General features: G+C 70.8%; 22 protein-coding genes. 14 read left to right on the top strand and 8 right to left on the bottom strand.

The window, feature by feature from the left end:
- Positions 1–114 precede the first annotated feature (114 nt).
- The 4 genes from QMO56_RS04110 to QMO56_RS04095 all read right to left on the bottom strand — a co-directional run bounded on the left by QMO56_RS04110 (position 115) and on the right by QMO56_RS04095 (position 3,293).
- Positions 115–1,074, bottom strand: coding sequence for a beta-ketoacyl-ACP synthase III (locus QMO56_RS04110; protein ID WP_283523758.1), 960 nt, complete (start codon positions 1,072–1,074; stop codon positions 115–117).
- A gap of 25 nt (positions 1,075–1,099) precedes the next feature.
- Positions 1,100–2,122: a phosphate acyltransferase PlsX gene (gene plsX / locus QMO56_RS04105; RefSeq protein ID WP_408906502.1), complete on the bottom strand. Its 1,023-nt coding sequence runs from the start codon at positions 2,120–2,122 to the stop codon at positions 1,100–1,102.
- 110 nt (positions 2,123–2,232) lie between these two features.
- Positions 2,233–2,436, bottom strand: coding sequence for a 50S ribosomal protein L32 (gene rpmF / locus QMO56_RS04100; RefSeq protein ID WP_160934931.1), 204 nt, complete (start codon positions 2,434–2,436; stop codon positions 2,233–2,235).
- Between the two features lie 113 nt (positions 2,437–2,549).
- On the bottom strand, positions 2,550–3,293 hold the full coding sequence (locus QMO56_RS04095; protein WP_283523756.1) for a GntR family transcriptional regulator: 744 nt from the start codon (positions 3,291–3,293) through the stop codon (positions 2,550–2,552).
- Positions 3,294–3,846: 553 nt separating this feature from the next.
- On the opposite strand from QMO56_RS04095, the gene QMO56_RS04090 reads away from it, so the two are divergent.
- Positions 3,847–5,331 (top strand): SulP family inorganic anion transporter, encoded by a 1,485-nt coding sequence (locus QMO56_RS04090; RefSeq protein WP_283523755.1) that lies wholly within the window; start codon positions 3,847–3,849, stop codon positions 5,329–5,331.
- Between the two features lie 77 nt (positions 5,332–5,408).
- On the opposite strand, the gene msrA is transcribed toward QMO56_RS04090, so the two are convergent.
- Positions 5,409–5,966, bottom strand: a complete 558-nt coding sequence (gene msrA / locus QMO56_RS04085; RefSeq protein ID WP_283523754.1) for a peptide-methionine (S)-S-oxide reductase MsrA — start codon at positions 5,964–5,966, stop codon at positions 5,409–5,411.
- A 101-nt stretch (positions 5,967–6,067) separates the two neighbouring features.
- On the opposite strand from msrA, the gene QMO56_RS04080 reads away from it, so the two are divergent.
- From QMO56_RS04080 to QMO56_RS04065, 4 genes are all read left to right on the top strand, one after another.
- Entirely contained in the window at positions 6,068–7,153 is a 1,086-nt protein-coding gene (locus QMO56_RS04080; protein ID WP_283523753.1) for a serine hydrolase, read from the top strand.
- Positions 7,154–7,343: 190 nt separating this feature from the next.
- Positions 7,344–8,918, top strand: coding sequence for an ABC transporter substrate-binding protein (locus QMO56_RS04075; RefSeq protein ID WP_283523752.1), 1,575 nt, complete (start codon positions 7,344–7,346; stop codon positions 8,916–8,918).
- A 17-nt stretch (positions 8,919–8,935) separates the two neighbouring features.
- On the top strand, positions 8,936–10,012 hold the full coding sequence (locus QMO56_RS04070) for a peptidase C39 family protein (protein ID WP_283523751.1): 1,077 nt from the start codon (positions 8,936–8,938) through the stop codon (positions 10,010–10,012).
- A 3-nt stretch (positions 10,013–10,015) separates the two neighbouring features.
- Positions 10,016–11,041 (top strand): dipeptidase, encoded by a 1,026-nt coding sequence (locus tag QMO56_RS04065; RefSeq protein ID WP_283523750.1) that lies wholly within the window; start codon positions 10,016–10,018, stop codon positions 11,039–11,041.
- A 7-nt stretch (positions 11,042–11,048) separates the two neighbouring features.
- Here the strand turns inward: QMO56_RS04065 and QMO56_RS04060 are convergent, their stop codons facing one another.
- Together QMO56_RS04060 and QMO56_RS04055 are read right to left on the bottom strand one after the other, a co-directional pair.
- Positions 11,049–11,888 carry a GNAT family N-acetyltransferase gene (locus tag QMO56_RS04060; RefSeq protein ID WP_283523749.1) on the bottom strand — a complete coding sequence of 280 codons (840 nt, stop codon included), beginning with the start codon at positions 11,886–11,888 and terminating at the stop codon, positions 11,049–11,051.
- Complete coding sequence (locus tag QMO56_RS04055; RefSeq protein WP_283523748.1) at positions 11,885–13,264, bottom strand: formimidoylglutamate deiminase; 1,380 nt, start codon at positions 13,262–13,264, stop codon at positions 11,885–11,887. The genes QMO56_RS04060 and QMO56_RS04055 overlap by 4 nt, the downstream gene beginning before the upstream one ends.
- A gap of 45 nt (positions 13,265–13,309) precedes the next feature.
- On the opposite strand from QMO56_RS04055, the gene hutC reads away from it, so the two are divergent.
- From hutC to hutI, 4 genes are read left to right on the top strand one after another with little or no spacing between them, the layout of a single operon-like run.
- Complete coding sequence (hutC, locus tag QMO56_RS04050) at positions 13,310–14,083, top strand: histidine utilization repressor (protein WP_349362338.1); 774 nt, start codon at positions 13,310–13,312, stop codon at positions 14,081–14,083.
- Positions 14,084–14,107: 24 nt separating this feature from the next.
- Positions 14,108–15,787 (top strand): urocanate hydratase, encoded by a 1,680-nt coding sequence (hutU, locus tag QMO56_RS04045; RefSeq protein WP_283523747.1) that lies wholly within the window; start codon positions 14,108–14,110, stop codon positions 15,785–15,787.
- Positions 15,784–17,286 (top strand): histidine ammonia-lyase, encoded by a 1,503-nt coding sequence (hutH, locus tag QMO56_RS04040; protein ID WP_283523746.1) that lies wholly within the window; start codon positions 15,784–15,786, stop codon positions 17,284–17,286. Before hutU ends, hutH begins: the two co-directional genes overlap by 4 nt.
- 42 nt (positions 17,287–17,328) lie before the next feature.
- Positions 17,329–18,495 (top strand): imidazolonepropionase, encoded by a 1,167-nt coding sequence (hutI, locus tag QMO56_RS04035; protein ID WP_283523798.1) that lies wholly within the window; start codon positions 17,329–17,331, stop codon positions 18,493–18,495.
- Between the two features lie 3 nt (positions 18,496–18,498).
- Here hutI and QMO56_RS04030 read toward each other — a convergent pair whose 3' ends face one another.
- Complete coding sequence (locus tag QMO56_RS04030; protein ID WP_283523745.1) at positions 18,499–19,695, bottom strand: MFS transporter; 1,197 nt, start codon at positions 19,693–19,695, stop codon at positions 18,499–18,501.
- A 246-nt stretch (positions 19,696–19,941) separates the two neighbouring features.
- Here QMO56_RS04030 and pdhA point away from each other — a divergent pair, with 246 nt between their 5' ends.
- Genes pdhA through lpdA form a run of 5 tightly spaced genes read left to right on the top strand, consistent with a single transcriptional unit; the run spans position 19,942 to position 25,664 of the window.
- Complete coding sequence (pdhA, locus tag QMO56_RS04025; RefSeq protein ID WP_283523744.1) at positions 19,942–20,979, top strand: pyruvate dehydrogenase (acetyl-transferring) E1 component subunit alpha; 1,038 nt, start codon at positions 19,942–19,944, stop codon at positions 20,977–20,979.
- A gap of 3 nt (positions 20,980–20,982) precedes the next feature.
- Positions 20,983–22,398 carry a pyruvate dehydrogenase complex E1 component subunit beta gene (locus QMO56_RS04020; protein ID WP_283523743.1) on the top strand — a complete coding sequence of 472 codons (1,416 nt, stop codon included), beginning with the start codon at positions 20,983–20,985 and terminating at the stop codon, positions 22,396–22,398.
- Between the two features lie 15 nt (positions 22,399–22,413).
- Positions 22,414–23,763 carry a pyruvate dehydrogenase complex dihydrolipoamide acetyltransferase gene (locus tag QMO56_RS04015; RefSeq protein WP_283523742.1) on the top strand — a complete coding sequence of 450 codons (1,350 nt, stop codon included), beginning with the start codon at positions 22,414–22,416 and terminating at the stop codon, positions 23,761–23,763.
- A complete protein-coding gene (locus tag QMO56_RS04010; protein ID WP_283523741.1) occupies positions 23,760–24,242 on the top strand; it encodes a GNAT family N-acetyltransferase in 483 nt (160 codons plus the stop codon). The genes QMO56_RS04015 and QMO56_RS04010 overlap by 4 nt, the downstream gene beginning before the upstream one ends.
- A gap of 27 nt (positions 24,243–24,269) precedes the next feature.
- A complete protein-coding gene (gene lpdA / locus QMO56_RS04005; protein ID WP_283523740.1) occupies positions 24,270–25,664 on the top strand; it encodes a dihydrolipoyl dehydrogenase in 1,395 nt (464 codons plus the stop codon).
- Positions 25,665–25,677: the final 13 nt, after the last annotated feature.

Below are 25,677 nucleotides of genomic sequence, written 5' to 3'. Positions count from 1 at the left end.
CCCGCTGGCGCAAAGGCGACGCTTTCGTCGCCGCCCTCTACGCTGCGAAGCGGGGATTCGTTGCACAATCCACAAACAGGTGACCGGCCTCACAAGGCCGGCAGCCTGGCGCCCTTAGAAGCGTGCCAGCGCCGCGCCCCAGGTGAGGCCGCCACCGATGGCTTCCATCAACACGAGATCCCCGCGCTGGATGCGGCCGTCGCGGGTGGCCTCGGCCAGAGCCAGCGGGATCGAGGCGGCCGAGGTATTGGCATGACGATCCACCGTGACCACCACCCGCTCCGAGGGAAGGCCCAGCTTGCGGCCCATCGCCTCGATGATCCGCAGGTTCGCCTGGTGCGGCACCAGCCAGGAGATGTCCGACTTGTCGAGCCCGTTATGCGTCAGCGCCTCGTCCACCACGGCGGCGAGCTTGCTGACGGCATGGCGGAACACCTCGCGCCCGGCCATGCGAACCAGCCCCGGCACGCCCTCGACCTGCAGGATATCGCCGTGCTGCCCGTCGGCATGCAAATGGCAGGAGAGGATACCTCGCCCCGCTGCCTCAATCTCGCTGCTGGCGCGCAGCAGCACGGCGCCGGCGCCGTCGCCGAACAGCACGCAGGTGCCGCGGTCGGTCCAGTCCAGGATGCGCGAGAAGACCTCGGTGCCGATCACCAGCACACAGCGCGCCTGACCGGTGCGGATCATGGCATCGGCGATGGACAGGGCATAGACGAAGCCGCTGCAGGCCGCGGCAACATCGAAGGCGAAGCCGGTGGTGATGCCAAGCTTGGCCTGCAGCCGGGCCGCCGTGGAGGGGAACACCGCATCGGGCGTGGCCGTGGCAACGATGACGCCGTCCACCGCCCCGGCCGGCAGCCCGGCCTGCTCCAGCGCCGCCCGTGCGGCGGCCGCGCCCATGTCGCTGGCCTGCTCGCCAGGCGCTGCCAGGTGGCGCTGACGGATGCCGGTGCGCTCACGGATCCAGGCATCGGAGGTGTCGAGTCCATGCCGCGCAGCCAGGGCGTCATTGTCCAGCACCATCTCCGGGAGATAGCCGCCGGTGCCGGCAATCAGGGCGCGAGGGGTCATGCGGCAGATGTCCAGAAGCGGCCGGTCAGCGAGCGTTCACGCCGGGCTCGGCGGCGACTGTGCGCCCGCGCGGCGGCAGCGTCGCGGCGCTTTCGCGGATCCGCTCGTTGAAGCGATGGGTCACCATATCCATGGCAACGTCGATGGCATGGGCGAAGCCCAGTGCATCGGTGCCGCCATGGCTCTTCACAATGACGCCGTTCAGGCCGACCAGCACCGCCCCGTTGTAGCGGCGCGGGTCCATGAACTCGCGCAGCCGCTCCAGCGCCGGGCGCGCCAGCAGGTAGCCAAGCTTGGCCGTCCAGGACGAGGTGAAGACCTGCTTCAGCAGGCTCCCCATCAGCTTGAAGGCGCCCTCGCCCGTCTTCAGGGCGACATTTCCGGTGAAGCCGTCGGTGACGATGACGTCCACCGTGCCGGCGGTGATGTCGTGCCCTTCCACGAAGCCGCGGAAATGGGCGCCGAGCACCGACTCGCGCAGCATTTCGGCGGCCTGCCGCACGCGGTCATCGCCCTTCAGCTCCTCGCTGCCGACATTCAGCAGCCCGATGCTGGGATTGGTCAGTCCGAGCACGGCGCGGGCGAAGGCGTCGCCCATGATGGCGAATTCGACGAGGTTGCGCGCGTCACAGACGACATTCGCGCCGAGGTCGAGCAGGACCACGTCCCCTCGCGCCGAGGGCCCGATGGCGGCGAGCGCGGGCCGGTCGATCTCCGGCAGCGTCTTCAGGACCACCTTGCCGAGCGCCAGCAGCGCACCGGTATTGCCGGCCGAGACCACCCCGGCAGCCTCCCCCGCCGCCACGGCGTCGATGGCGACGCGCATGGAGGAGTGGCGGACGCGCAGTGCGGCCGTCGGCTTCATGTCGCCGGGAATGGCGTCGGGGGCGTGGCGGATGGCGCAGATGCGCGCGGCACGGGGCCGGCGGGACAGAAGCGCCCCCAGCCGAGCTTCGTCGCCCACCAGCAGCAGGCGCGCCTTGGGGTGCCGCTCCGCCGCGATCTCGACACCGTCGAGAATGGAGTCGGGGGCGTGGTCCCCGCCCATCGCGTCAATGGCAAGGGCAAAGCCCTCCGACGGCGATGGCTGCGGGGCGCCATCCTGCGGCAGTGTCACCTGCGGCAAGTTGTCCATGTCCCTCGACGGCGCCGGAAGGCTCAGACGCGAACCGCGGACTTCAGGGGCTTGCCCGCCGCCACGACCTCGCGGCCGTCATAGTGGCCGCAGGAGGCGCAGACGTGGTGCGGGCGCTTCAGCTCGCCACAGTTCGGGCACTCATGGTGCGCCTGGGCGGACAGAGCCTCGTGGCTGCGGCGCATCCCGCGGCGGGAGGGCGAAACCTTCTTCTTCGGAACGGCCATGGCGCCGGGCCTCTCTTTTCGTCGTGCTGTATAGAGTCAGCGGTCAATCAGGAAGGCGCGGCCATTACCACCGCCCCCCCCTGCATGCAAGCGTCACGCGGCCTGGGGCCGTCTCAGTCGAGCTTCACGGCGTAGCGGTGGCGCTCGGTATCGATCATCGACAGCCGCACCTCAACCGCGCGGTCCGCCACGTCATAGGCGATTCGCTGCACCCTCAGCAACGGCACGCCGGCCGGCTTGCCAAGCGCCGCGGCGGTCTCCGCATCGGCGCCGGCGGCGGAAAGCTCCTCCTCCGCCCGTTCGATGGTCACGCCATGCGCCTGCTGCAGGTGCACATAGAGTTCCTGGTGCAGTTCCCCCGGCTCCAGCCGGAAGCCGGGCAGGAGCAGGCCCGAGAGGGTGCATCGCTCAAAGATTCGCGGGCTGCCGTCGAGCTGGCGGATGCGGCGCATGTGATGCACCGGCGCGCCCTCCGGAATGCTCAGCGCCTTCGCCTCCCACGGCTCGGCCGCGCGCGCCAGGCAGGAGACGACCATGATGCGCGAGACGACCGCGCGACCACTGAGGTCCCGCACCCGGAAGAAGTGGTGCCGCGCCGTCTCGCTGTTGTGCTGGGTGACCGTGGTGCCGCGGCCCTGCCGCCGGTCGATCAGGTGGCGCCGCTCAAGCGCCGTCAGCGCTTTGCGCACCGTGCCCTGCGAAACCCCGAGTTCCGCCGCGAGTTCAGGCTCGGAAGGCAGCGCATGGCCCGGCGGCCATTCCCCACCGACGATTCGCCCCAGCAGGATCTCCTCCACCTGCCGGTACAACGGGCGGGCGTCCAGCCGGGCAGGCGATGACGAGAGTGGGATGGACATGGCTGGCGGGACGACTCCTGGGCATGGGTCGGACAACACGCGGGCGTGTTCCCCTATCCTGGATGTGGGATCAAGATCCCGCAAAGGCAGACTTGTGTCTTATATAAGACCTGCTAAGGTGCGGGCTCTCGGGGTTGCTCTGCAGGCCGAGTTTGGGGAGGAACAGTTCCGCAAAGGAACCCAGTGTTTTTGACGGCGCCCGGCATAGCTGGGCGCCGTCCGCTGTTTCTGCCCCTGCGTAACTGCCTTCCCGTCCGCAATCCGAGCGCGTTGATAGTGGCCTTCCTGCACCCGCGCACTGCGATAAAGCATGAAGAGCGATCTTCGTTTCGTGCTTGTCACCGCCCGCAGCAGCGGTTTAGAGACAAATCGTTCATGTTGCGCTGCGGCAAAGTCCGTGGCAGCCCTCCCGCCAGGAAGCCGATCGGTCCGATGTAGGCCCGCGCCAGACCTCTGATTCACAGCGTTGCAGCCGCGCCGGTCTTTGGTGCGCTGACGCCGTGCGTGGCTGGCGCTCCCCTTCATCCCTCCTGCCGAAAGCGAAATTCCCGACATGTCTCCACCATCCCGGCTGCGTGCCGAGTGGTTTGGCAATATCCGTGCCGACCTGCTCTCCGGCCTCGTCGTTGCCCTTGCGCTGATCCCGGAGGCGATCGCCTTCTCGATCATCGCCGGCGTTGACCCGAAGGTCGGGCTCTACGCCTCCTTCTCCATGGCGGTCATCACCGCCATCGCAGGGGGCAGGCCGGCCATGATCTCGGCAGCCACCGGTGCAATGGCCGTGGTGCTGGTGGACCTGGTGAAGGATCACGGCCTGCAGTACATGCTCGCCGCCACCATCCTGACCGGCGTGCTGCAGATGCTGGCAGGCCTCGCCAAGCTCGGCCGGGTGATGCGCTTCGTCTCCCGCTCGGTGCTGACCGGCTTTGTCAACGCGCTGGCCATCCTGATCTTTTCGGCGCAGCTGCCGGAGCTGATCGGCGTCCCGATGCTGACCTACCCGATGGTCGCGCTCGGGCTGGCCATCATCTACATCCTCCCACGCTTCACCAGGGCGGTGCCCTCGCCGCTGGTCTGCATTGTCGTGCTGACGGCGGTCTCCCTCGGCTTCGGCTTTGATCAGCTCCGCACGGTCGGCGACATGGGCGCGCTGCCGGACACGCTGCCCAGCTTCTTCCTGCCCGACGTGCCGCTGAACTGGGAGACGCTGCAGATCATCCTGCCCTATTCCGTGACGCTGGCGGCGGTCGGCCTGCTGGAGTCGCTGATGACGGCGGCGGTGGTGGACGAGATGACCGACACGCCGAGCCACCGCTCGCGCGAGTGCGTCGGCCAGGGCCTGGGCAACTTCGTCACCGGCTTCCTCGGCGGCATGGCGGGCTGCGCGATGATCGGGCAGTCGGTGATCAATGTGCGCTCCGGCGGCCGCGGCCGGCTCTCCACCTTCGTGGCGGGCACGGTGCTGCTGTTCCTGATCCTGGTGCTGGGCGACTTCGTCCGCCGCATCCCGATGGCCGCACTGGTCGCGGTGATGATCATGGTCTCCATCGGCACCTTCAACTGGGCCTCGCTGCGGACGCTGATGACGCATCCGCACTCCTCCTCGGTCGTGATGCTGGCGACGGTCGCCGTGGTGCTGGTGACGCATGACCTCGCCAAGGGCGTGCTGGTCGGCGTGCTGCTGAGCGGCATCTTCTTCGCCGGCAAGGTGCGCCGCATGTTCAGCGTGCAGTCCGCCCTTTCCGCGGATGGCCGCCAGCGAACCTATACGGTTCTGGGCCAGATCTTCTTCGCCTCGACCGAGGATTTCCTGGCCGCCTTCGACATCAAGGAGGAACTGGACCGCGTGGTGATCGACGTCTCGGGCGCCCATCTCTGGGACATCAGCGGCATCGGCGCGCTGGACCGGGTGGTGCTGGGCTTCCGCTCGCGTGGCGTCGCGGCCGAGGTGGTGGGCCTCAACGCGGCCAGCGCCACGCTGGTCGAGCGGCTTGGCGTGCATGACAAGCCGGGCGCGGAGCTGACAGCCGGCCACTGAAACGAATGGCGGGGTCCGGGGTGACACTGTCTCCCGGCGGGAGGGTCCAGGGAGGGCAGCGCCCTCCCTGGCCGCGTTCAAGCGGCGCGCGCCTTCAGCCGGTTGGCGAAGTGCTGGCGGAACTTCGCCACCTTCGGCGCGATCACCGCGCGGCAATAGCCCGACCACGGATTGCGCTTGAAGTAGTCCTGGTGCTCCGGCTCGGCCGGCCAGAAGGCGCCGGCGGGTTCCACCTCCGTCACCAGCGAAGCGCCCCAGATCCCGGCTGCCTCGATCTCCGCCATCACGGCCTTCGCCGTCTCCGCCTGGGCTTCCGAGGTGGTGAGGATGATGCTGCGGTACTGGGGGCCGATATCGGCGCCCTGCCGGTCCTTGGTGGTCGGGTCGTGCAGGGTGAAGAAGATCCGCAGCAGATCGGCGTAGGAGAGCACGGCGGGGTCGAAGACCACCTTCACCACCTCGGCGTGGCCGGTCTTCTTGCCACAGACCTGCTCATAGGTCGGGTTCTCGGCATGGCCGCCGGCATAGCCGGAGACCACCTCCGTGACGCCCTCGAGGTCGCGGTAGGCGGCGTCGATGCACCAGAAGCAGCCGCCCCCCAGGATGGCGGTTTCGCGGTTCGCGGGTTCGGACATGCGGGCCTCCTCTGTTCGGGCGCAGAGATGGGGTGGGCGCGGCGCTTCCGCATCCCTCCCCTGGCTTGCGCCGCACTGGCGGCGCGCGCACCGTCCTGGGCATGGAATCGCCATCTCCCTTCCCGTCCGCCGCCCCGGCCGAGGCCGGCTTCGACCCTGACCGCCTCGCCGAGGCCGTCGCCTTCGCCGAGGCGAGCGACAGCCCCTTCCCGCGCGACCTGCTGGCGCATCTGGAAAGCGGCTTCTTTGAGCCGCCGCCGGACAATGAGGTGCTGGGCAACACCGCCCCGCGCGGCGCGCCGAACGGGCTGATCCTGCGCGAGGGCCGTCTGGTCGCGCGCTGGGGTGACACGCGCCGGGTGGACATGACCTTCAGCGTCGCCAAGAGCTACCTCGCCCTGCTTGCGGGTCTGGCGGTGGGGGACGGGCTGATCGGCGACCTCGACGCCCCGGTTTCGGCCGGCGTGCGGGACCCGGCCTTCCAGGGACCGCGGAACGGCGCCATCACCTGGCGGATGCTGCTGCAGCAGACGAGCGAATGGGAAGGCACGCTGTTCGGCAAGGCCGACCGCATCGACCGCGGCCGCGACCTGAAGCGCGAGGGCACCGGCCCCAAGGGCATAGACCGCCCGCTGAAGACCCCGGGCACCTACTGGGAATACAACGACATCCGGGTGAACGCGCTCTCGCTGGCGCTGCTGCACCGCTTCCGCCGGCCACTGCCGGAGGTCTTCGCCGAACGCATCATGCGCCCCATCGGCGCCAGCGAGGACTGGCGGTGGGAGGGCTATCGCACCAGCTTCGTCGAGATCGACGGGCGGCGCATCCAGTCGGTCTCCGGCGGCGGGCACTGGGGCGGCGGCGTCTTCACCCATGCCGAGGACCAGGCCCGCATCGGGCAGCTCATGCTGCAGGACGGCATCTGGGAAGGCCGGCGCGTCCTGCCGGAGGGATGGGTCGCGGCCTGCACCACGCCCTGCGCGCTGAACGCCGACTATGGCCTGCTCTGGTGGCTGAACGGCCAGGGGCGCTACCCCGCCGCCAGCCGCGAGAGCTTCTTCGCCCAGGGCGCGGGCGGCAACGTGATCTGGGTGGACCCGCGCAACCGCATCGTCGGCGCCTTCCGCTGGCTGGCGCCTACCGCGCGGCCGGAACTGCTGGCGAAGGTGATGGCGGCGAAGGCCTGAACAAGGTTGGGGGAGCGAACTCCCCCAAACCCCCTCCTTTTTCTGTGCATTTGCGGACGCGCGGAGGTGGCGCAGCCCGGCCCGCCGCGCCGGCGCCGGGCATCAGGAAAGGTGGAGCGGCCCGGTTCAGGCTTGCTCCCCCGGGCATGACGCCGCACCCTCGCCTCAGGACGCCGCCGGAGAGATCGCCATGCCCGCACCCGCCCTCCCCCGCCGTGCCACGCTGCAATTGGGCGGCGCCGCACTTGCCGCCGGGGCGCTGGGGCGGCCTGCACTGGCACAGTCGGCGGCGAACACGCTGCGCTTCGTCCCGCACGCCAACCTGCAGACGCCGGATGCGCTGCAATCCAGCACCCTGGTCTCGCTGAATGCCGCCTCCGCCATCTGGGACCAGCTCTTCGGGCTCGACAGCAAGCTCGTGCCACGCCCGCAGATGGTGGCGTCCTATGAACTTTCCGATGACAGGCTCCGCTGGCGCTTCCGCCTGCGCGAGGGGCTGGCCTTCCATGACGGCGAGCCGGTGCGCGCCGCCGACTGCGTCGCCTCCATCCATCGGTGGTCGCAGCGCGACCTGTTCGGCAAGCGCCTCGCCGCGCAGCTCGACGAGATGCGGGCCAGCGGGGACAAGGAATTCGAAATCCGGCTGAAGCAGCCCTATGGCCAGTTGCTCTACGGCCTCGGCGCCACCGCCTGCTACATCATGCCCGAGCGCGTGGCGCGCACGCCGGCCACCACCACCGTCACCGACTTCACCGGCAGCGGCCCCTTCCGCTTCCTGCGCGACGAATGGGTCTCCGGCGCCTCGGTCGCCTTCGCCCGCAACGAGAAATACGTGCCGCGCGACGAGCCGCCGGACATGTGGGCGGGCGGCAAGGTGGCGAAGCTGGCGCGCATCGAGTGGAAGATCCTGCCCGATCCCGCCACCGCCGTCTCCGCCCTGCAGAGCGGCGAGGTGGACTGGCTGGAGCGGCCCTTGGCCGACCTGCTGCCGGTGCTGCGCGGCCAGCGCGGGCTGAAGGTGGAGACCATCGACCCGATCGGCGTCTGGTCCGAATTCCGGCTGAACGACAGCGTGCCGCCCTTCGACAACCCGGCGCTGCGGCGCGCGCTGCTGCCGGCGGTGCGGCAGGTGGACTACATGCAGTCCCTGGTGGGCGGCAATCCGGAGCTCTACCGCACCGGGGCCGGCGTTTTCCTGCCCGGCTCGGCGGCCGCCAGCACGGCCGGGCTGGAGGCGATCACCGGCGAGCGTAGCCTGGAGCGCGCCCGCCAGATGGTGAAGCAGGCCGGCTATGCCGGCGAGGCCATCGTGCAGATGGCGGCGACGGACCTTGCCTCCAGTGCCGCCATGTCCCCGGTGGCGCAGCAGATGCTGCGCGATATCGGCTTCAACGTGGACTATCAGAGCGTCGACTGGGGCACCTTGATCAGCCGCGCCAATGCACCCGGGGCCGCCGGGCGCGGCGGCTGGCACTGTTACTGCACGGGCTGGGCGGGCCTTTGGGTCTCCAACCCCGGCAGTCACCTGCACCTCTATGGCACCCGGCCAAATCCGCGGATGGAGGCGCTGCGCGACGCCTGGTTCGCCGCCACCGAGGCCGCCGAGCAGCGCCGCATCACCGAGCAGATGCAGCTCCTGGCCTTCGAGGAGCCGCCCTTCCTGCCGCTCGGCCAGTACTTCACGCCGCAGGCCTACAGCACGAAGCTCTCCGGCTTCATCCCCAGCCCGGTGGCGCTGTTCTGGAACCTTGAGAAATCCGCCTGAGGGGAGGCCCGGTCGCCATGTCCCAAGCTGTTCTTGCCACCGCCATGCCCGACGCGCTGCGGGCGCGCCGGGAGGCGCTGCACGACTTTCCCGGCACGCTTTGGCTGGCCGAGGGGCCTGAGGCGGCTCCGCAGGGCGCCATCCTCGCCCTGCGCCGCCCGACCGGCGCGCTGCTGCGCATCGCCGGCTTCTGGGTGGACGCGGCCGCGCCCGACCGTGAGGCCATCGCCCGCCGGCTGGCCGCCCGGCTGGAGGCAGCGGCGCGGAGGGAGGGCGTGCTGGTGCTGCGCGCGCCGGCCGGCACGGTGGAGGATGGGCTGGACCCCGCCCTGCTGCCACTGCTCGGCCTTGGCGGTGAGGGCGGCGCCTCCTATGCCGAGCGCTGGCTGGACAACGACGTGCCGGTTCCGCGCCGCGCCATCCCGCTCTATCCGCAGAGCACGCGCTTCACCTGCGGCCCGGCCTCGCTGCTGATGGGCTTCGGTGCCCTCACCGGCCGGCCCGTCACGCGCAGCGAGGAGATCGCGCTGTGGCGTGAGGCCAGCAGCATCGTCGCCCAGTCCGGCCCGGGCGGCTGCGACCCCTTCGGCCTCGCGCTGGCCGCCCAGGCGCGCGGCTTCGCGCCGGAGATCCTGGTCACCACCGAGCGCCCGACCCTCACCGAGCGTGTGGACACCGACGAGAAGCGGGACCTGATCGATTTCGTCCAGGCCGGGTTCCGCGCCCGCGTGGCGGAGGCGGGCATTCCCGTGCGACTGGGCGGCTTCGCGGTGACCGACCTCGCCGCGCCGGTGGCCGAGGGCGCACCGGTCCTGCTGCTGGTCAGTCAGTTCCCGACGCATGGCCGGTACACCCCGCACTGGATCCTGCTGCACCATGCCTGGAGCGACCGCTTCCTGGTGAACGATCCCTGGCCCGATCCCTTGCGCCAGGAAACCGCCGCCGATGCCGAGCACCTGCCGCTGCGTGCGGAAGCGCTGGAGCTCATGGCCTGGTACGGCGAGCCGCCCTATCGCGCCGCCCTGATCCTGCGCCGCCCCGTTGACGCGGTGCACAAGGGAGCGGACCCTGGCATCTCCACTGTCCCCGGGTGAGCGATGAACGACAGCCTGTCCCCTGCCTCGGTCCACACGGCCACCCTCACCCTCGATACGCATGTCGACATCCCCTGGCCCGATACGCCGGATCCGCGCGGCGCCACCGGGCGTTGCGTGGACTTCCCGAAGATGGAGGCCGGCGGCCTGCGGGCGGTGGTCTTCGCCGCCTATCTGCCGCAGGGGCCGCGCACGCCGGAAGCCCATGCCGAGGCCGCACGGCGCGCCGAGGCCATGCTGCGCGTCATCCGCCGCAGCGCCGGCGGCGGCAACCGCCGCATCGTCACCCGCGCGGCCGAGCTGGAGGCGCTGCGCGAGAACAGCGCGCTCGGCGTGCTGCTGGCGGTGGAGAACGGCTACGGCATGGGTGAGGACCTCTCGCGCCTGGCGCTGTGGCGCGGGCTCGGCGCCTGCTACGTCACCATCACGCATAACGGCCATAACCTGCTGGCCGATGCTGCCATTCCCCGCCCCGATCTCGGTGACGGGCCGGCGCTGCATGGCGGCCTCTCCGCCCTCGGCCGCGCCGCCATCGCCGAGATGAACGCCCTCGGCCTGCTGGTGGACGTCTCGCATGCCGCGAAGAGCAGCATGATGCAGGCGGTGGAGCTGTCGCGCAGCCCGGTTGTCGCCACGCATACCTGCTGCCGCACCCTGCGCAACCATCCCCGCAACCTCGACGACGAGCAGATGGACGCGCTGCGCGCCACCGGCGGCCTGGTGCAGATCACCGCCGTGCCAGGTTTCCTGCGGGCGCCCGGCACGGATGGCAAAGTCCGCGCCACCGTCGCCGACATGGCCGACCATGTGGACTACGCCGTGCAGCGCGTCGGCATCGCGCATGTCGGCCTCTCCTCCGACTTCGACGGCGGGGGCGGTGTGCAGGGCTGGATGAACGCCGCCGAGAGCGCCGGCCTGACCGCCGAGCTGCAGCGCCGCGGCTACGACGCCGAGGCGATCGGCCTGCTGTGGTCCGGCAACTTCCTGCGGGTGATGCGGGCGGCGGAGGTGGTCGCGGCGGCCGGTTGAGGCGGCCTCAGCCCAGTTCGAAGCTTGCCACGCCGAAGATCCGCTCCTGCCGCAGCGCGGGGGAGGGTCCGGCATACATCCGGGCCGTCTCGAAGGCGGGAGCCATGCCGGCTTCCCGCGCCAGCGCCACGGCCGCCGGATTGCTCTCCGGCAGGTCGAGGAAAACCGGTCCGGGCATGCCCGCCACCAGCGCGTTGAACAGGGCGCGGGCGGCGGCGGGGTCGGTGGCGGTCAGCGGGCCGAGCTTGGTGCCCTCCCGGCAAGGGCGCGCAACGCCGAAGCCGCGCAACCCGCCCTCGCCTTTCACCGCCAGCGGGCGATGCCCGGGCGCCGCCATCCAGGCGCGCAGGAAGACCTCCCGATCAGCCGGAGAGGCGGAGGCATCCAGCGCGGCGATCGCCGCGAAGGGCACCGTATCGGCCGGGACCACTTCCGCCTCCCCGCCCGCGACCGGCACCGGCGCCACGGCGGCAAAGCGGACATTGCGCCAGGCCAGGACAAAGCCCGAACGGGCATAGTTCGCCTGCTGCGCCACCACACCGTCGAGACCCGCCACGCGCCCGGCCAGCCGCGCCATGCCCGCCCGCCACAGGGCAATGCCGACGCCTTTCCCGCGCCACTCCGGCCGCACGATGTAGAAGCCGATGAAGCCGTGCCCGCCGCCCTGCCGCACGGCGGAGATGCAGCCGACCGGCTCGCCCGCCACCTCCGCCAGCAGGAAACCTTCCGGATCGGCGGTGAAGAAGGCGCCGGCGTCCTGGAGGCCGGGGTTCCAGCCTTCGGCGGCAGCCCAGTCGAGCAGCAGGTCCATTTCGGTGCGCCGGGCGGGGCGGATGGTCGGGGTCATGTGGCAAGCCTCTTCATCGCGGCGCGGAAGCCTGCCGCGATTTCGGCCGCCTGGATATGCCGCCCGTCCCGCACCACCGTGCGCCCGCCCACGACCACCTGCCGCACGGGATTGCCCTGGCCGCTGAACACCCAGGCATCCAGCAGCTCATCGCCGTCCCGGCCGCAGAGCGCGGGATGCTCCGGGTCCAGCACCACGAGGTCGCAGCGCTGGCCGGCGGCGAGGCCGGCGATGGGCCGCCCGCTGGCCTGGGCGCCGCCTGCCACTGCCATCTCCAGCAGGTTGCGCGCGGGGTGCGGGTGCGCGTCATCCGTCGCCACCGAGCGGTGCTGTCGCGCCAGGCGCTGGCTGGTCTCAAGCTGCCGCATCTCGTCGCGCGGCGAGGTGCCGACATGGCTGTCCGTGCCGAAGCCGAGCCGCCCGCCTGATTCGCGATAGGCCGGCAGGTCGAAGATGCCGTCGCCCAGCGAGGCCTCGGTGGTCGGGCAGAGCCCCGCCACCGCGCCCCTGCGGGCGAGCGTCCGCGCTTCGGCCCCGGTCATGTGGGTGCAGTGGATCAGGCACCAGCGCGTGTCGAGCGGTGCATTCTCCAGCAGCCATTGCACGGGCCGGGCGCCGGTGGCGGCGAGGCATTCCGCCACCTCGCGCTGCTGCTCGGCCGCATGAATGTGGATGGGGCCGCCAAACTGCGCGACTTCCGCCAGCATGGCCGGCGTCACGGCGCGCAGCGAGTGCGGCCCGAGGCCCAGCCCGGCCTGCGGATCGCCCGCGATGGCGGCCCGGATGCCCTCGACGATGCGCCAGAAGCCGTCGAGGTCGTTCAGGAAGCGCCGCTGCCCTGGCGCCGGGTCCTTCCCGAAGATGCCGCCATGGCGGTAGAGGCTCGGCAGCAGGGTGAGGCCGATGCCGGCGCGGCGCGCCGCCGCCAGATGCCGCAGCGCCATCTCCGCCGGCGCGGCATAGGGCGTGCCGTCGGGCTGGTGATGCAGGTAGTGGAACTCGGCGATACTCGTGAAGCCCCATTCCAGGCATTCGGCATAGAGCTGGGCGGCAACGGCCTCGGCATCCTCCGGCGTGAAGCTGTGGACGAAGCGGTACATCGTGTTGCGCCAGGTCCAGAAGGAATCCGCGCCGCCTTCGGCCGTGCGCGCCTCGGGCGGCGAGCGGCGCTCGGCATGGCCGGCCATGGCGCGCTGGAAGGCGTGCGAATGCAGGTTCGGCACGCCGGGGATGGCCACGCCCGGCAGGCGCTCGGCCGCGCCAGGGGCCGCACCGGGCGTGACGGTGCGGATGGCGCCCACCGCATCGGCCTCGATCAGCACATCCCGCGCCCAGCCTCCGGGCAGCAGGGCATCGGCGGCGAAGAACAGGCTCATGGCCGGGATCATCCTTCCGGTCTGGGTGATGGATCGTGATTCCGGTTGACGAGACTTGTCAAGACAACCACCATCCCGCCCATGCCCGACGCCGCTCCCGGCCTGCTGCCCTCGCCCAGCCCGGCCACGCCCCGCTACCAGCAGATCAAGGCCTTCATCCTCAGCCGCGTCGCCAGCGGCGAGTGGTCGGCGGAGGACCGCGTGCCCTCCGAGAACGAGCTGGTGCGGATGACCGGCGTCTCCCGCGTCACCGTCAACCGCGCGCTGCGCGAGCTGGCCGATGCCGGGCTGCTGGTGCGGGTGCAGGGTGTCGGCACCTTCGTCGCCGGCGCCAAGCCGCAGTCGAGCATGCTGGAGCTGCGCGACATCGCCGAGGAAATGCAGGAGCGCGGCGGCACGCACACGGCGCGGGTGCTTTCGCTCGGCCGCTGCCGCGCCGATGTGCCGCTGGCCGCCGCCTTCGGCCTGCCGGAGGGCGCCGAGCTGTTCCGCTGCCGGCTGGTGCACCGGGAGAATGGCGAGCCCGTCCAGTTCGAGGACCGCACCGTCAATCCGGTGATCGCACCCCGCTTCCTGGAGCAGGATTTCAGCCGCATCACGCCCTATCGCTATCTGACCTCCTGCGCCCCGCCCGAACGGGTCGAACATGTGGTGGAGGCCGTCCGCGCCGAGCCGGATGTGGCCGCGGCGCTGGAGATTTCGCCGGACGAGCCCTGCCTGCTGATCCATCGCCGGACCTGGTCCTGGCAGGTGGTGGCGACGCGCGCCTGGCTGACCCATCCCGGCACGCGCTACCGGCTCGGTGGCGCGCTGGACTGAACCGTCATCGGAAGAGACAGACCCATGTCGCAGACCCGCTTCCGCAACGCCCCCGCCATCCGCGCCCCGCGCGGCAACACGCTGCACGCCAAATCCTGGACCACCGAGGCGGCGATGCGGATGCTGATGAACAACCTGGACGACGAGGTCGCCGAGCGCCCGGGCGAGTTGGTCGTCTATGGCGGCATCGGCCGCGCCGCGCGCGACTGGCAGTGCTACGAGACGATCGTCTCCGTGCTGAAGCGGCTGGAGGAAAACCAGACGCTGCTGGTACAGTCCGGCAAGCCGGTCGGCGTCTTCGAGACGCACAAGGACGCGCCGCGCGTGCTCATCGCCAATTCCAACCTCGTGCCGGCCTGGGCGAACTGGGAGCATTTCAACGCGCTCGATCGCGCGGGGCTGATGATGTACGGCCAGATGACCGCCGGGTCCTGGATCTATATCGGCAGCCAGGGCATCGTGCAGGGCACCTACGAGACCTTCGCCGAGGCCGGGCGGCAGCATTTCGGCGGCGATCTCGCCGGCCGCTGGATTCTCACCGCCGGGCTGGGCGGCATGGGCGGCGCGCAGCCGCTGGCGGGCGTCTTCGCCGGCGCCTGCGTGCTGGCGGTGGAGTGCCAGCCCTCGCGCATCGAGAAGCGGCTGGAGACCGGCTATCTCGACCGCCGCGCCGGGACGCTGGACGAGGCGCTGGCGATGATCCGTGCCGCCTGCGCGGAGCGGAAGACGATCAGCGTCGGCCTGCTCGGCAATGCCGCGGAGATCTTCCCCGAACTGGTGCGGCGCGGCGTGGTGCCCGACATCGTCACCGACCAGACCAGCGCGCATGACCCCTCCAACGGCTATCTGCCCGCCGGCTGGACGCTGGCCGAGTGGGAGGCGAAGCGCGAGAGCGACCCAAAGGCCGTGGCGGCCGCCGCAAAGCGCAGCATGGTCGCGCATGTGCAGGCCATGCTCGACTTCCAGCGCCTGGGCTCGGCCGTGCTCGACTACGGCAACAACATCCGCCAGATGGCCAAGGATGAAGGGCTGGAGGGGGCTTTCGGCTTTCCCGGCTTCGTGCCGGCCTATATCCGCCCGCTCTTCTGCCGCGGAATCGGGCCGTTCCGCTGGGCCGCGCTCTCCGGCGATCCCGAGGATATCCGCAGGACCGACGACAAGGTGCGCGAGTTGATCCCCGACGATCCGCACCTGCACCGCTGGCTCGACATGGCGCAGCAACGCATTCACTTCCAGGGTTTGCCGGCGCGCATCTGCTGGGTCGGCCTCGGGCAGCGACACCGCCTCGGCCTCGCCTTCAACGAGATGGTTGCGAAGGGCGAATTGTCCGCGCCCGTCGTCATCGGCCGCGACCATCTGGATTCCGGCTCCGTCGCCTCGCCCAACCGCGAGACGGAGGCGATGAAGGACGGATCGGATGCCGTCAGCGACTGGCCTTTGCTCAACGCACTGCTCAACACCGCTTCCGGCGCCACCTGGGTTTCGCTGCACCATGGCGGCGGCGTCGGCATGGGCTATTCGCAGCATGCCGGCATGGTGATCGTCGCCGATGGCACGGAGGACGCGGCGCGGCGCCTGAAGCGCGTGCTGTGGAACGACCCCGCCACCGGCGTCATGCGCCACGCCGATGCGGGCTACGACATCGCCATCGACTGCGCGCGCGAACAGGGTCTCGACCTGCCGATGCTGAGGAGCGCCCGATGATCGTCACGCCCGGCAGCGCCACGCTGCAAGACCTGCGCGCCATCATGGAAGGCGAGGTGCTGGAGCTGCCCCAGGGCTGGGAGGCGACAGTCGAGGCCTCCGTCAGCGCCCTCGCGGCCCGCATCGCCGAAGGCGAGGCGCTCTATGGCGTCAACACCGGCTTCGGCAAGCTGGCCAGCCAGCGCATCGGCGCGGCGGATCTGGCGAAGCTGCAGCGCAACCTGCTGCGCAGCCATGCCGCCGGCACCGGAGCCTGCCTGCCGGCGCCCGTGGTGCGGCTGATCCTGGCGATGAAGGCGCTCTCCCTGGCGCGCGGCGCCTCCGCGGTGCGGCCGCAGGTGATCGCGCACCTGCTGGCGCTGCTGAAGGCCGGCATCCTGCCCGCCATCCCGGCCAAGGGCTCGGTCGGCGCCTCGGGCGACCTGGCGCCGCTGGCCCACATGGCGCTGGTGCTGATCGGCGAGGGCGAGGCCTTCGCCGGCGAGGAGGTGCTGCCCGGCGCCGAGGCGCTGCGCCGCGCCGGGCTCACTCCGCTGGAACTGGGTCCGAAGGAGGGGCTGGCGCTGTTGAATGGCACCCAGGTCTCAACCGCCCTCGCCCTGGCCGGCCTCTTCACCGCCGAGGCGCTCTGGCTGACCGCGCTGGTGGCCGGCGCCCTCTCGGTGGACGCGGCGCGCGGCTCCGACACGCCCTTCGACCCGCGCATCCACGAGTTGCGCGGTCAGCCCGGGCAGATCCGCACCGCCGCCGCCCTCCGCGCCCTGCTGGAAGGCAGCGCCATCCGCGAGAGCCACCGCTTCGGCGATCCGCGCGTGCAGGACCCCTATTGCCTGCGCTGCCAGCCGCAGGTGATGGGCGCCTGCCTCGACCTGATGAACCACGCCGCCGCCGTGCTGACGCGCGAGGCCAATGCCGTCACCGACAACCCGCTCGTCACCGCCGAGGGCGAGGTGCTCTCGGGCGGCAACTTCCACGCCGAGCCGGTGGCCTTCGCCGCCGACAGCCTCGCCCTGGTCCTGGCCGAGACCGGCGCCCTGGCCGAGCGGCGCATCGCCCTGCTGACCGATCCGGTGCTCTCCGGCCTGCCGGCCTTCCTGGTGCGCGAGGGCGGGCTGAACTCCGGCTTCATGATCGCCCAGGTCACCGCCGCCGCGCTGGCCAGCGAGAACAAGGCGCTCGCCATGCCGCGCAGCGTGGACAGCCTGCCGACCAGCGCCAACCAGGAGGACCATGTCAGCATGGCCACCGGCGCCGCCCTGCGCCTCGCCGAGATGGCCGACAACACCGCCACCATCCTCGCCATCGAGTTGCTGGCGGCGGCGCAGGGCGTGGGCTTCCATCACCCCCTCGCCTCCTCCGTCCCGCTGGAGGCGGCCATCGCGCGTGTCCGCGAGGTCGCCGCGCCCTGGGACGAGGACCGGCACATGGCGCCCGACATCGCCGCGGTGAAGCGGCTCGTCGAGCGCGGCGCCTTCACCGGCTTCGTCGAGGGAGGCTGAGCCGTGTTCGACCGCGTCTGGCTGAATGCCCATCTGGCGACCATGGACGGACCCGCGGAGGCGCCGCTCGGGATCATCGAGGATGGCGCCGTGGCGGTGCGGGGTGGCCGCATCGCCTGGCTCGGCCGCCGCGCGGACCTACCGGGCGGCGCCAGGGAAACCGCGGATTGCGAGGGCGCCTGGATTCTTCCGGGGCTGATCGACTGCCATACGCATCTCGTCTTCGGGGGAGATCGCGCGGCGGAGTTCGAGCAGCGGCTGGCCGGCGCCACCTATGAGGAGATCGCCCGCGCCGGCGGCGGCATTTTTTCGAGCGTGCGCGCCACCCGGGAGGCCAGCGAGCAGGCGCTGCTCGTCGCCGCGACGCCCCGGCTGCAGGGGCTGATGGCCGAGGGCGTCACCACGGTCGAGATCAAGTCGGGCTATGGGCTGGACCTCGCCAGCGAGCTGAAGATGCTGCGCGTGGCGCGCCGCCTCGCCGCCGAGCACCCGGTGGAGATCGCCACCACCCTGCTCGCCGCCCATGCCGTGCCGCCGGACTTCCCCGGCGGCGCGGAGGCCTATACAGATTTTGTGGCGAACGAAATCATCCCCGCCGCCGCCGCCTCCGGCCTGGCCGATGCGGTGGATGCCTTCTGCGAGCGCATCGCCTTCTCCCCTGCCCAGACGGCGCGCGTCTTCGAGGCCGCGAAGGCCGTCGGCCTGCCGGTCAAGCTGCACGCCGACCAGCTTTCCGATCTCGGTGGTGCTGCGCTCGCCGCCCGCCACGGCGCGCTTTCCGCCGATCACCTGGAGCATGCCAGCGCCGGAGGTCTGCGAGCGATGGCGGAAGCCGGAAGCGTGGCCGTGCTTCTGCCCGGCGCCACCTATTTCCTGCGCGAAACCCGGCATCCGGACATCGCCGCGATGCGCGCCGCCGGCCTGCGCATGGCGCTCTCCACCGACCTGAATCCCGGTTCCTCCCCCGCGCGCTCGCTGCTCCTGATGCTGAACCTGGGCTGCACCCTGTTCCGCCTGACCGTGGCCGAGGCGCTGCTCGGCGTCACCCGTCACGCCGCCGCCGCGCTCGGGCTGGCCGACCGCGGCGCGCTGCGGGTGGGGCTGCGCGCCGATCTCGCGCTTCACCGCATCAAGCGCCCGGCCGAGCTGTGCTACTGGCTCGGCGGGAACCCCTGCATCGGACGGGTGGTGGAGGGCACCCCCGCCTGAGCCTCAGGCCGGCACCGGCATGGCCTGCAGGCGCCGCAAGGGCGAGGCGGCGACCACCAGCAGCGACAGGCTGAAGCCGAGCGCCGCCAGCCAGAGCGTGGCGTTGAAGCCCATCTGGGCCGCCAGCGCCCCGCCGGCCAGCGCGCCCAGCGGCCGCACGCCGAACACCGCCACCTGCATGGTGGCCCCCACCCTGCCGAGCAGCGCGGGCGGCGTCACCACCTGCCGCAGGCTGGTCTGCACGACCTGCCAGAGCATCGGGCCGAAGCCGAGCAGGAACTGCGCCAGCATCACCAGCCCCATTCGCGCGCCCGGCGCGGCGACCTGCGGCGCCAGGCCCCAGGCCAGCATCGCGGCGACCGACAGGGCCGGCCCCGCCAGCAACATCCGCGCCGGTGCCTGCCGCGGTGCCAGGCGCCCGGCCAGCAGCGCGCCGGCCACCAGCCCCGCGCCATAGCCGCCGATCGCCAGCCCGGCCATCCGGGGCGAGAAATGCAGCACCTCCAGCGCCAACGGCATGGCGACGGTGGCCAGCGCGAAGAAGGCGAAGTTCCAGGCCACGGCCGCCATCGCCACCGCGCGCAGCAGCGCCTGCTCCCAGACGAACCGCGCCCCCGCCGCCAGAAGCCGCAGCAGCGGGCGCCGCTCCCCCGCCGTCACGGCGCCGGGCTCCGGCAATCCCAGGGCCGCGAGGCCGGCAGCGCAGGCCAGCCCTGCCGCCAGCACCAGGGTGGCCTCCGGCCGGCCGAGCGTGGCCAGCGCCCCGGCCACCGGCGCCGCCAGCAGCGTCGCCGCGGCGCGCGCCAGTTCCAGGCGCGCATTGGCCGCCGGCAGGGCGGCACGCCCGACCAGCTCCGGCAGGATTGCGAAGCCCGCCAGCACCGTCACCACCGTTCCCGAGGCAGCCAGCATGACCAGTGGTGCGAGGAGGTGCGGCACGGCGGCGAACAGGCTGGCCCCTCCCAGTGCCAGCGCCGCGCCGGCCGAGGCCAGCACCATCAGCCGCCGGCGCGGAAAGTGGTCCACCCAGGCGCCGGCCGGCAATGACAGCAGCAGCCAGGCGGCGCCCTGGGCCGCCACCATCACCCCGGCCAGGGCTGGCCCCCCCGGCATCAGCAGGGTGGCGAGCAATGGCAGGGCAGCCAAGGTGAATTGATCGGCGGCATGAATGCCGAAGTTCGTCAGGAGCAAACGGTGCATGGATTTCGCCTCCAGGGGGGTGAGGCGAAAGATTCGGCCATCGCACGTCCCGCAGGCCATCCGGCCGTTGCGCCGGCACATAGGGACGGGAGGGTTAAACCGAAAATTGGTTAATCGTTGTATTGCGGTGCAGCATCAGAGGCTTAGGTCCCGCGGGCCGCTTGCAGACCGCGCAGGAGCCACGTATCTCCGGCCTTGCAGCGCCGCCAATCCCTGCGCGGCGGCAAGCAAATATGGAGCAGCCGGATGGTTCAAGGCGCCGAAGCGGGCACCACCAAGCGTCGCGGCAGGGCAAAGGCGCCGCCAGCCGATTCCTCCGCTCTCCCGAAGGAGCGACTGCTCCAGGCCTATCGGGACATGCTGCTGATCCGCCGCTTCGAGGAGAAGGCGGGCCAGCTCTACGGCATGGGTCTCATCGGCGGCTTCTGCCACCTCTATATCGGCCAGGAAGCGGTCGTGGTCGGCATGCAGATGTGCCTGCAACCGGGCGACCAGGTGATCACCTCCTACCGTGACCATGGCCACATGCTCGCCACCGGCATGGAGGCGCGCGGCGTGATGGCCGAGCTGACCGGCCGCTCCGGAGGCTACTCCAAGGGCAAGGGCGGCTCGATGCACATGTTCAGCCGCGAGAAGGGCTTCTACGGCGGCCATGGCATCGTCGGCGCGCAGGTCTCGCTCGGCACCGGCCTGGCCTTCGCCAACATGTACCGCGACAACGGCAATATCTGCCTGACCTATTACGGCGAGGGCGCGGCCAACCAGGGCCAGGTCTTCGAGAGCTACAACCTGGCCTCGCTGTTCAAGCTGCCGGTTGTCTACATCGTCGAGAACAACCGCTACGGCATGGGCACCTCCATGGAGCGCGCCTCCGCCTCCAAGGACCGCTCGAAGGACGGCTCCCCCTGGGGCATCCCGGGCGAGCAGGTGGACGGCATGGATGTCGAGGCGGTCCGGTTGGCCGGCGAGCGCGCCGTCGCGCACTGCCGCGAGGGCAAGGGCCCCTACATCCTGGAGATGCTGACCTACCGCTACCGCGGCCACTCCATGTCCGACCCGGCGAAGTACCGCACGCGCGAGGAAGTGCAGAAGATGCGCGAGCAGCACGACCCGGTCGAGACCGCGCGCAAGCGCCTGCTGGAGCGCGGCCAGGACGAGGCCGCGCTGAAGGCGGTGGACGACGAGGTGAAGCGCATTGTCGGCGAGGCCGCGGAGTTCGCGCAGTCCTCCCCGGAGCCGGACGAGAGCGAATTGTGGACCGACATCCTGGTGGAGGCGCGCTGAGCGATGGGTGCGACGATCCTGATGCCCGCCCTTTCCCCCACCATGACCGAGGGGAAGCTGGCGCGCTGGCTGAAGAAGGAAGGCGACACCGTCGCCTCCGGCGACGTCATCGCCGAGATCGAGACCGACAAGGCGACCATGGAGGTCGAGGCGGTCGATGAAGGCACGCTGACCAAGCTGCTCGTGGCCGAGGGCACCGAGAACGTGGCGGTGAACTCGCCGATCGCCGAGATCGACGGTGGCGACGCCGGCAATGCCTCGGCCGGTCCGCAGCAGCCCGTCTCCAACGCCACCATGCAGGGCGGCGAGACCGGTGCGGTGGCCGAGCAGGCGGAGGACCACGGCGCCGTCGCCGCGCGCGGCGCGCAGGAGCGCCCGGAGGCCAAGGCCGAGCCCAAGGCGCCCGCCCTCGAGGCGGAGAAGGACTGGGGCGAGACCAAGAGCATCACGGTGCGCGAGGCGCTGCGCGATGCCATGGCGGCCGAGATGCGCGCCGACCCCAACGTCTTCCTGATGGGCGAGGAGGTCGCGCAGTACCAGGGCGCCTACAAGATCAGCCAGGGCCTGCTGGACGAGTTCGGCCCGAAGCGGGTGGTGGACACCCCCATCACCGAGCACGGCTTCACCGGCATGGCGGTGGGCGCGGCCTTCACCGGGCTGAAGCCGATCGTCGAGTTCATGACCTTCAACTTCTCCATGCAGGCGATCGACCAGATCGTGAACAGCGCCGCCAAGACGCTGTACATGTCCGGCGGCCAGCTCGGCTGCCCGATCGTCTTCCGCGGCCCGAACGGCGCGGCCGCCCGCGTGGCGGCGCAGCACAGCCAGGACTACGCCTCCTGGTACGCGCATGTGCCGGGGCTGAAGGTGGTGGCGCCCTGGTCCTCGGCCGATGCCAAGGGCCTGCTGCGCGCCGCCATCCGCGACCCGAATCCGGTGATCGTGCTGGAGAACGAGATCCTCTACGGCCAGAGCTTCGAGTGCCCGACCGCCGAGGACTTCATCCTGCCGATCGGCAAGGCGAAGGTGGAGCGCGCCGGCAAGGACGTCACCATCGTCGCCTACAGCATCGAGGTGGGCCTGGCGATGCAGGCGGCCGAGAAGCTGGCCGAGGAGGGCATCGAGGCCGAGGTGGTCAACCTCCGCAGCATCCGCCCGCTGGACATCGAGACGATCGTCGCCTCCGTGAAGAAGACCAACCGCCTCGTCACCGTCGAGGAAGGCTGGGCCTTCTCCGGCATCGGCGGGGAGGTGGCGATGCAGGTGATCGAGCACGCCTTCGACCATCTGGACGCCCCGCCGGTGCGCGTCGCCGGCAAGGACGTGCCGATGCCCTATGCGGCCAACCTCGAGAAGCTGGCCCTGCCGACCGTCGCGGACGTCGTGGACGCCGTGAAGCAAGCCACCTACCGGAAGTAAGGGGAACGCGGGACGATGGCCACCAACATCCTGATGCCCGCGCTCTCCCCGACCATGACGGAGGGGACGCTCGCGCGCTGGCTGAAGAAGGAAGGCGAGCCGGTGAAGGCCGGCGACATCATCGCCGAGATCGAGACCGACAAGGCGACGATGGAGTTCGAGGCGGTCGATGAGGGCATCCTCGGCAAGATCCTGGTGCAGGACGGCACCGAGGGCGTGAAGGTCAACGACCCGATCGGCATCCTCGTCGAGGAAGGCGAGGCGGTGCCGGAGGGCGCCGGTGCCGCCCCCAAGGCGGCGCCGAAGCCTGAGGCCACCCCGAAGCAGGAGGCGGCCCCGGCCAGCAAGCCTGCTTCCGGCGAGCAGCAGCCCAAGGCCGCCACCGCGAACGAGAACAAGCCGGCGCCGAAGCCGGCCGAGGCGGGCGACCGCATCTTCGCCTCGCCGCTGGCCCGCCGCATGGCGAAGCAGGCGGGACTGGAACTTTCCGGCATCCAGGGCTCCGGTCCGAACGGCCGGATCGTGAAGGCCGATATCGAGGCCGCTGCGGCGCAGCCCAAGACCGCGCCGGCCGCCAAGGCCGCGCCGGCCGCGGGCCCCTCCACCAGCGCCACGCCGGCAGCGGCCGCGGCGCAGGCGCCGAAGGCACCCGCCGCGCCGATCACGGCGCCGCACACCGCCCTGCCCAACTCCTCCATGCGCAAGGTCATCGCCAGGCGCCTGGCGGAGAGCAAGGCGACGGTGCCGCACTTCTATGTCTCGATGGATATCGAGCTGGATGCGCTGCTGAAGCTGCGGGCGGACCTCAACAGCCGCGCGCCGAAGGAAGGTCCCGGCGCCTTCAAGCTCTCGGTGAACGACCTGATCATCAAGGCCGCCGCCCGGGTGCTGCGCCAGTTCCCGAACGTCAACGCCTCCTGGACCGATGACGCCATCATCCAGTACCACGACGTGGACATCTCGGTGGCCGTCTCCATCCCCGAGGGGCTGATCACGCCGATCGTCCGCAAGGCCGACCAGAAGGGCCTGGCCGCCATCAGCAACGAGATGAAGGACCTGGCCGCCCGCGCCCGCTCCGGCAAGCTCAAGCTGGAGGAGTTCCAGGGCGGCGGCTTCAGCATCTCCAACATGGGGATGTACGGGGTGACGGACTTCGCGGCCATCATCAACCCGCCGCAGGCCGGCATCCTGGCGGTCAGCGCCGGGCAGCAGCGCCCGGTGGTGAAGGACGGCGCGCTGGCCATCGCCACGGTGATGACCTGCACCCTCTCGGTGGATCACCGGGTGGTGGACGGCGCGCTGGCCGCCGAATGGATCGCCGCCTTCAAGAAGGTGGTCGAGGACCCGCTGAGCCTGATGCTGTGAGCGGCGCGCCCGGCTTCGCCCTGCGCGAACTGCGCCCGCGCGACGCGGAGGACGTCCTCCGCCTCGTGCAGGCGCTGGCGGACTACGAGAAGCTGGGGCACGAGGTGGTGGCCACCGCGCAGGACTACTACGGCGCGCTGGCCACCCGCCGCATCCAGGGGCTGCTGGCGGAGGTGGACGGCGAGGCCGTCGGCGTCTGCCTGTGGTACGAGACCTTCAGCACCTTCGCCGGTCGCTCCGGCCTCTGGATCGAGGACGTCTTCGTCGATCCGGAGCATCGCCGGCGTGGCATTGGCCTCGCCTTCTTCCGCGCCGCGGCGCGGAAGGCCCTGGAAAGCGGCCATGCCTGGGTGGAATGGAACGTGCTCGACTGGAACGCGCCGGCAATCGCCTTCTACCGGCGGATCGGCGCGGTCGGGCGCGAGGAATGGACCGATCAACGCCTCTCCGGTGAAGCGCTGCGCGCGCTGGCCGGCTGAGACACCGCCTCAAGGGAGCCGGAGAGCATGGCCGAGCAGTTCGATCTGGTGGTGGTGGGCGGCGGCCCCGGTGGCTATGTCGCCGCCATCCGCGCCGCGCAGCTCAAGATGAAGACCGCCGTGGTGGAGCGCGAGCATCTCGGCGGCATCTGCCTCAACTGGGGCTGCATCCCCACCAAGGCGCTGCTGCGCGCCTCCGAGATCAACCACCTCCTGCACAATCTCGGCCCCTATGGCTTCGCGGCGGACAATGTGCGCTTCGACTTCAACGCGGTGGTGAAGCGCTCGCGGCAGGTCTCCGGGCAGCTCTCCTCGGGCGTGCGCGGCCTGATGAAGAAGCACAAGATCACGGTGTTCGACGGCAGCGGCAAGCTGGCCGGTCCCGGCAAGCTCACCGTGAGCAAGGACGGCCAGCCCGCCACCGAGCTGCAGGCCAAGAACATCATCCTGGCCACCGGCGCCCGCGCCCGCGTCATTCCCGGCATGGAGCCGGACGGCAAGCTCATCTGGAGCTACCGCGAGGCGCTGGTGCCCGACATCATGCCGAAGAAGCTGATCGTGGTCGGCTCCGGCGCCATCGGCAGCGAGTTCGCCTCCTTCTTCCTGAACATGGGCGCCGAGGTCACGCTGATCGAGGTGATGGACCGCATCCTGCCGGTGGAGGATGCCGAGGTCTCCGCTTTCGTGCAGAAGTCCTTCACCAAGCAGGGCATGAAGGTGCTGACCGGCGCCCGCATCCAGGGCGTGCGCAAGTCGGCCGATGGCGTGACCGCGGTGGTCGAGGCCAATGGCAAGGTGCAGGAGATCCAGGCCGACCGGCTGATCTCGGCGGTCGGCATCGTCGGCAATGTCGAGAACATCGGCCTCGAAGGCACCAGGATCAAAGTCGAGAAGACGCATGTCGTCACCGACCCGCTCGGCCGCACCGGCGAGGACGGCGTCTGGGCCATCGGCGACCTGACCGGCCCGCCCTGGCTGGCCCACAAGGCCATGCATGAGGGCGTCGTCACCGTCGAGGCCATCGCCGGCATGCACCCGCACCCCACGGATACCGGCAACATCCCGGGCTGCACCTATTGCCGCCCGCAGGTGGCCTCCGTCGGGCTCACGGAGGCCCGCGCCAAGGAAATGGGCTACGAGGTACGGGTCGGCCGCTTCCCCTTCATCGGCAACGGCAAGGCCATCGCGCTTGGCGAGCCGGAGGGCTTCGCCAAGACGGTGTTCGACGCCAAGACCGGCGCGCTGCTCGGCGCCCATATGGTCGGGCCCGAGGTCACCGAGATGATCCAGGGCTACACCATCGCCCGGACGCTCGAGACCACCGAGGCGGAGCTGATGCACACCGTCTTCCCGCACCCCACCGTCTCCGAGACCATGCACGAGGCGGTGCTTGATGCCTATGGGCAGGTGCTCCACATCTGAGCCAGGCGTGGCG

The sequence above is a fragment of the Roseomonas sp. E05 genome (genome assembly GCF_030063475.1).
GTDB lineage: Bacteria > Pseudomonadota > Alphaproteobacteria > Acetobacterales > Acetobacteraceae > Pseudoroseomonas.
The sequence above is the reverse complement of the archived record's forward strand: the minus strand, read 5'-3'. Positions and strand labels throughout refer to the sequence as shown.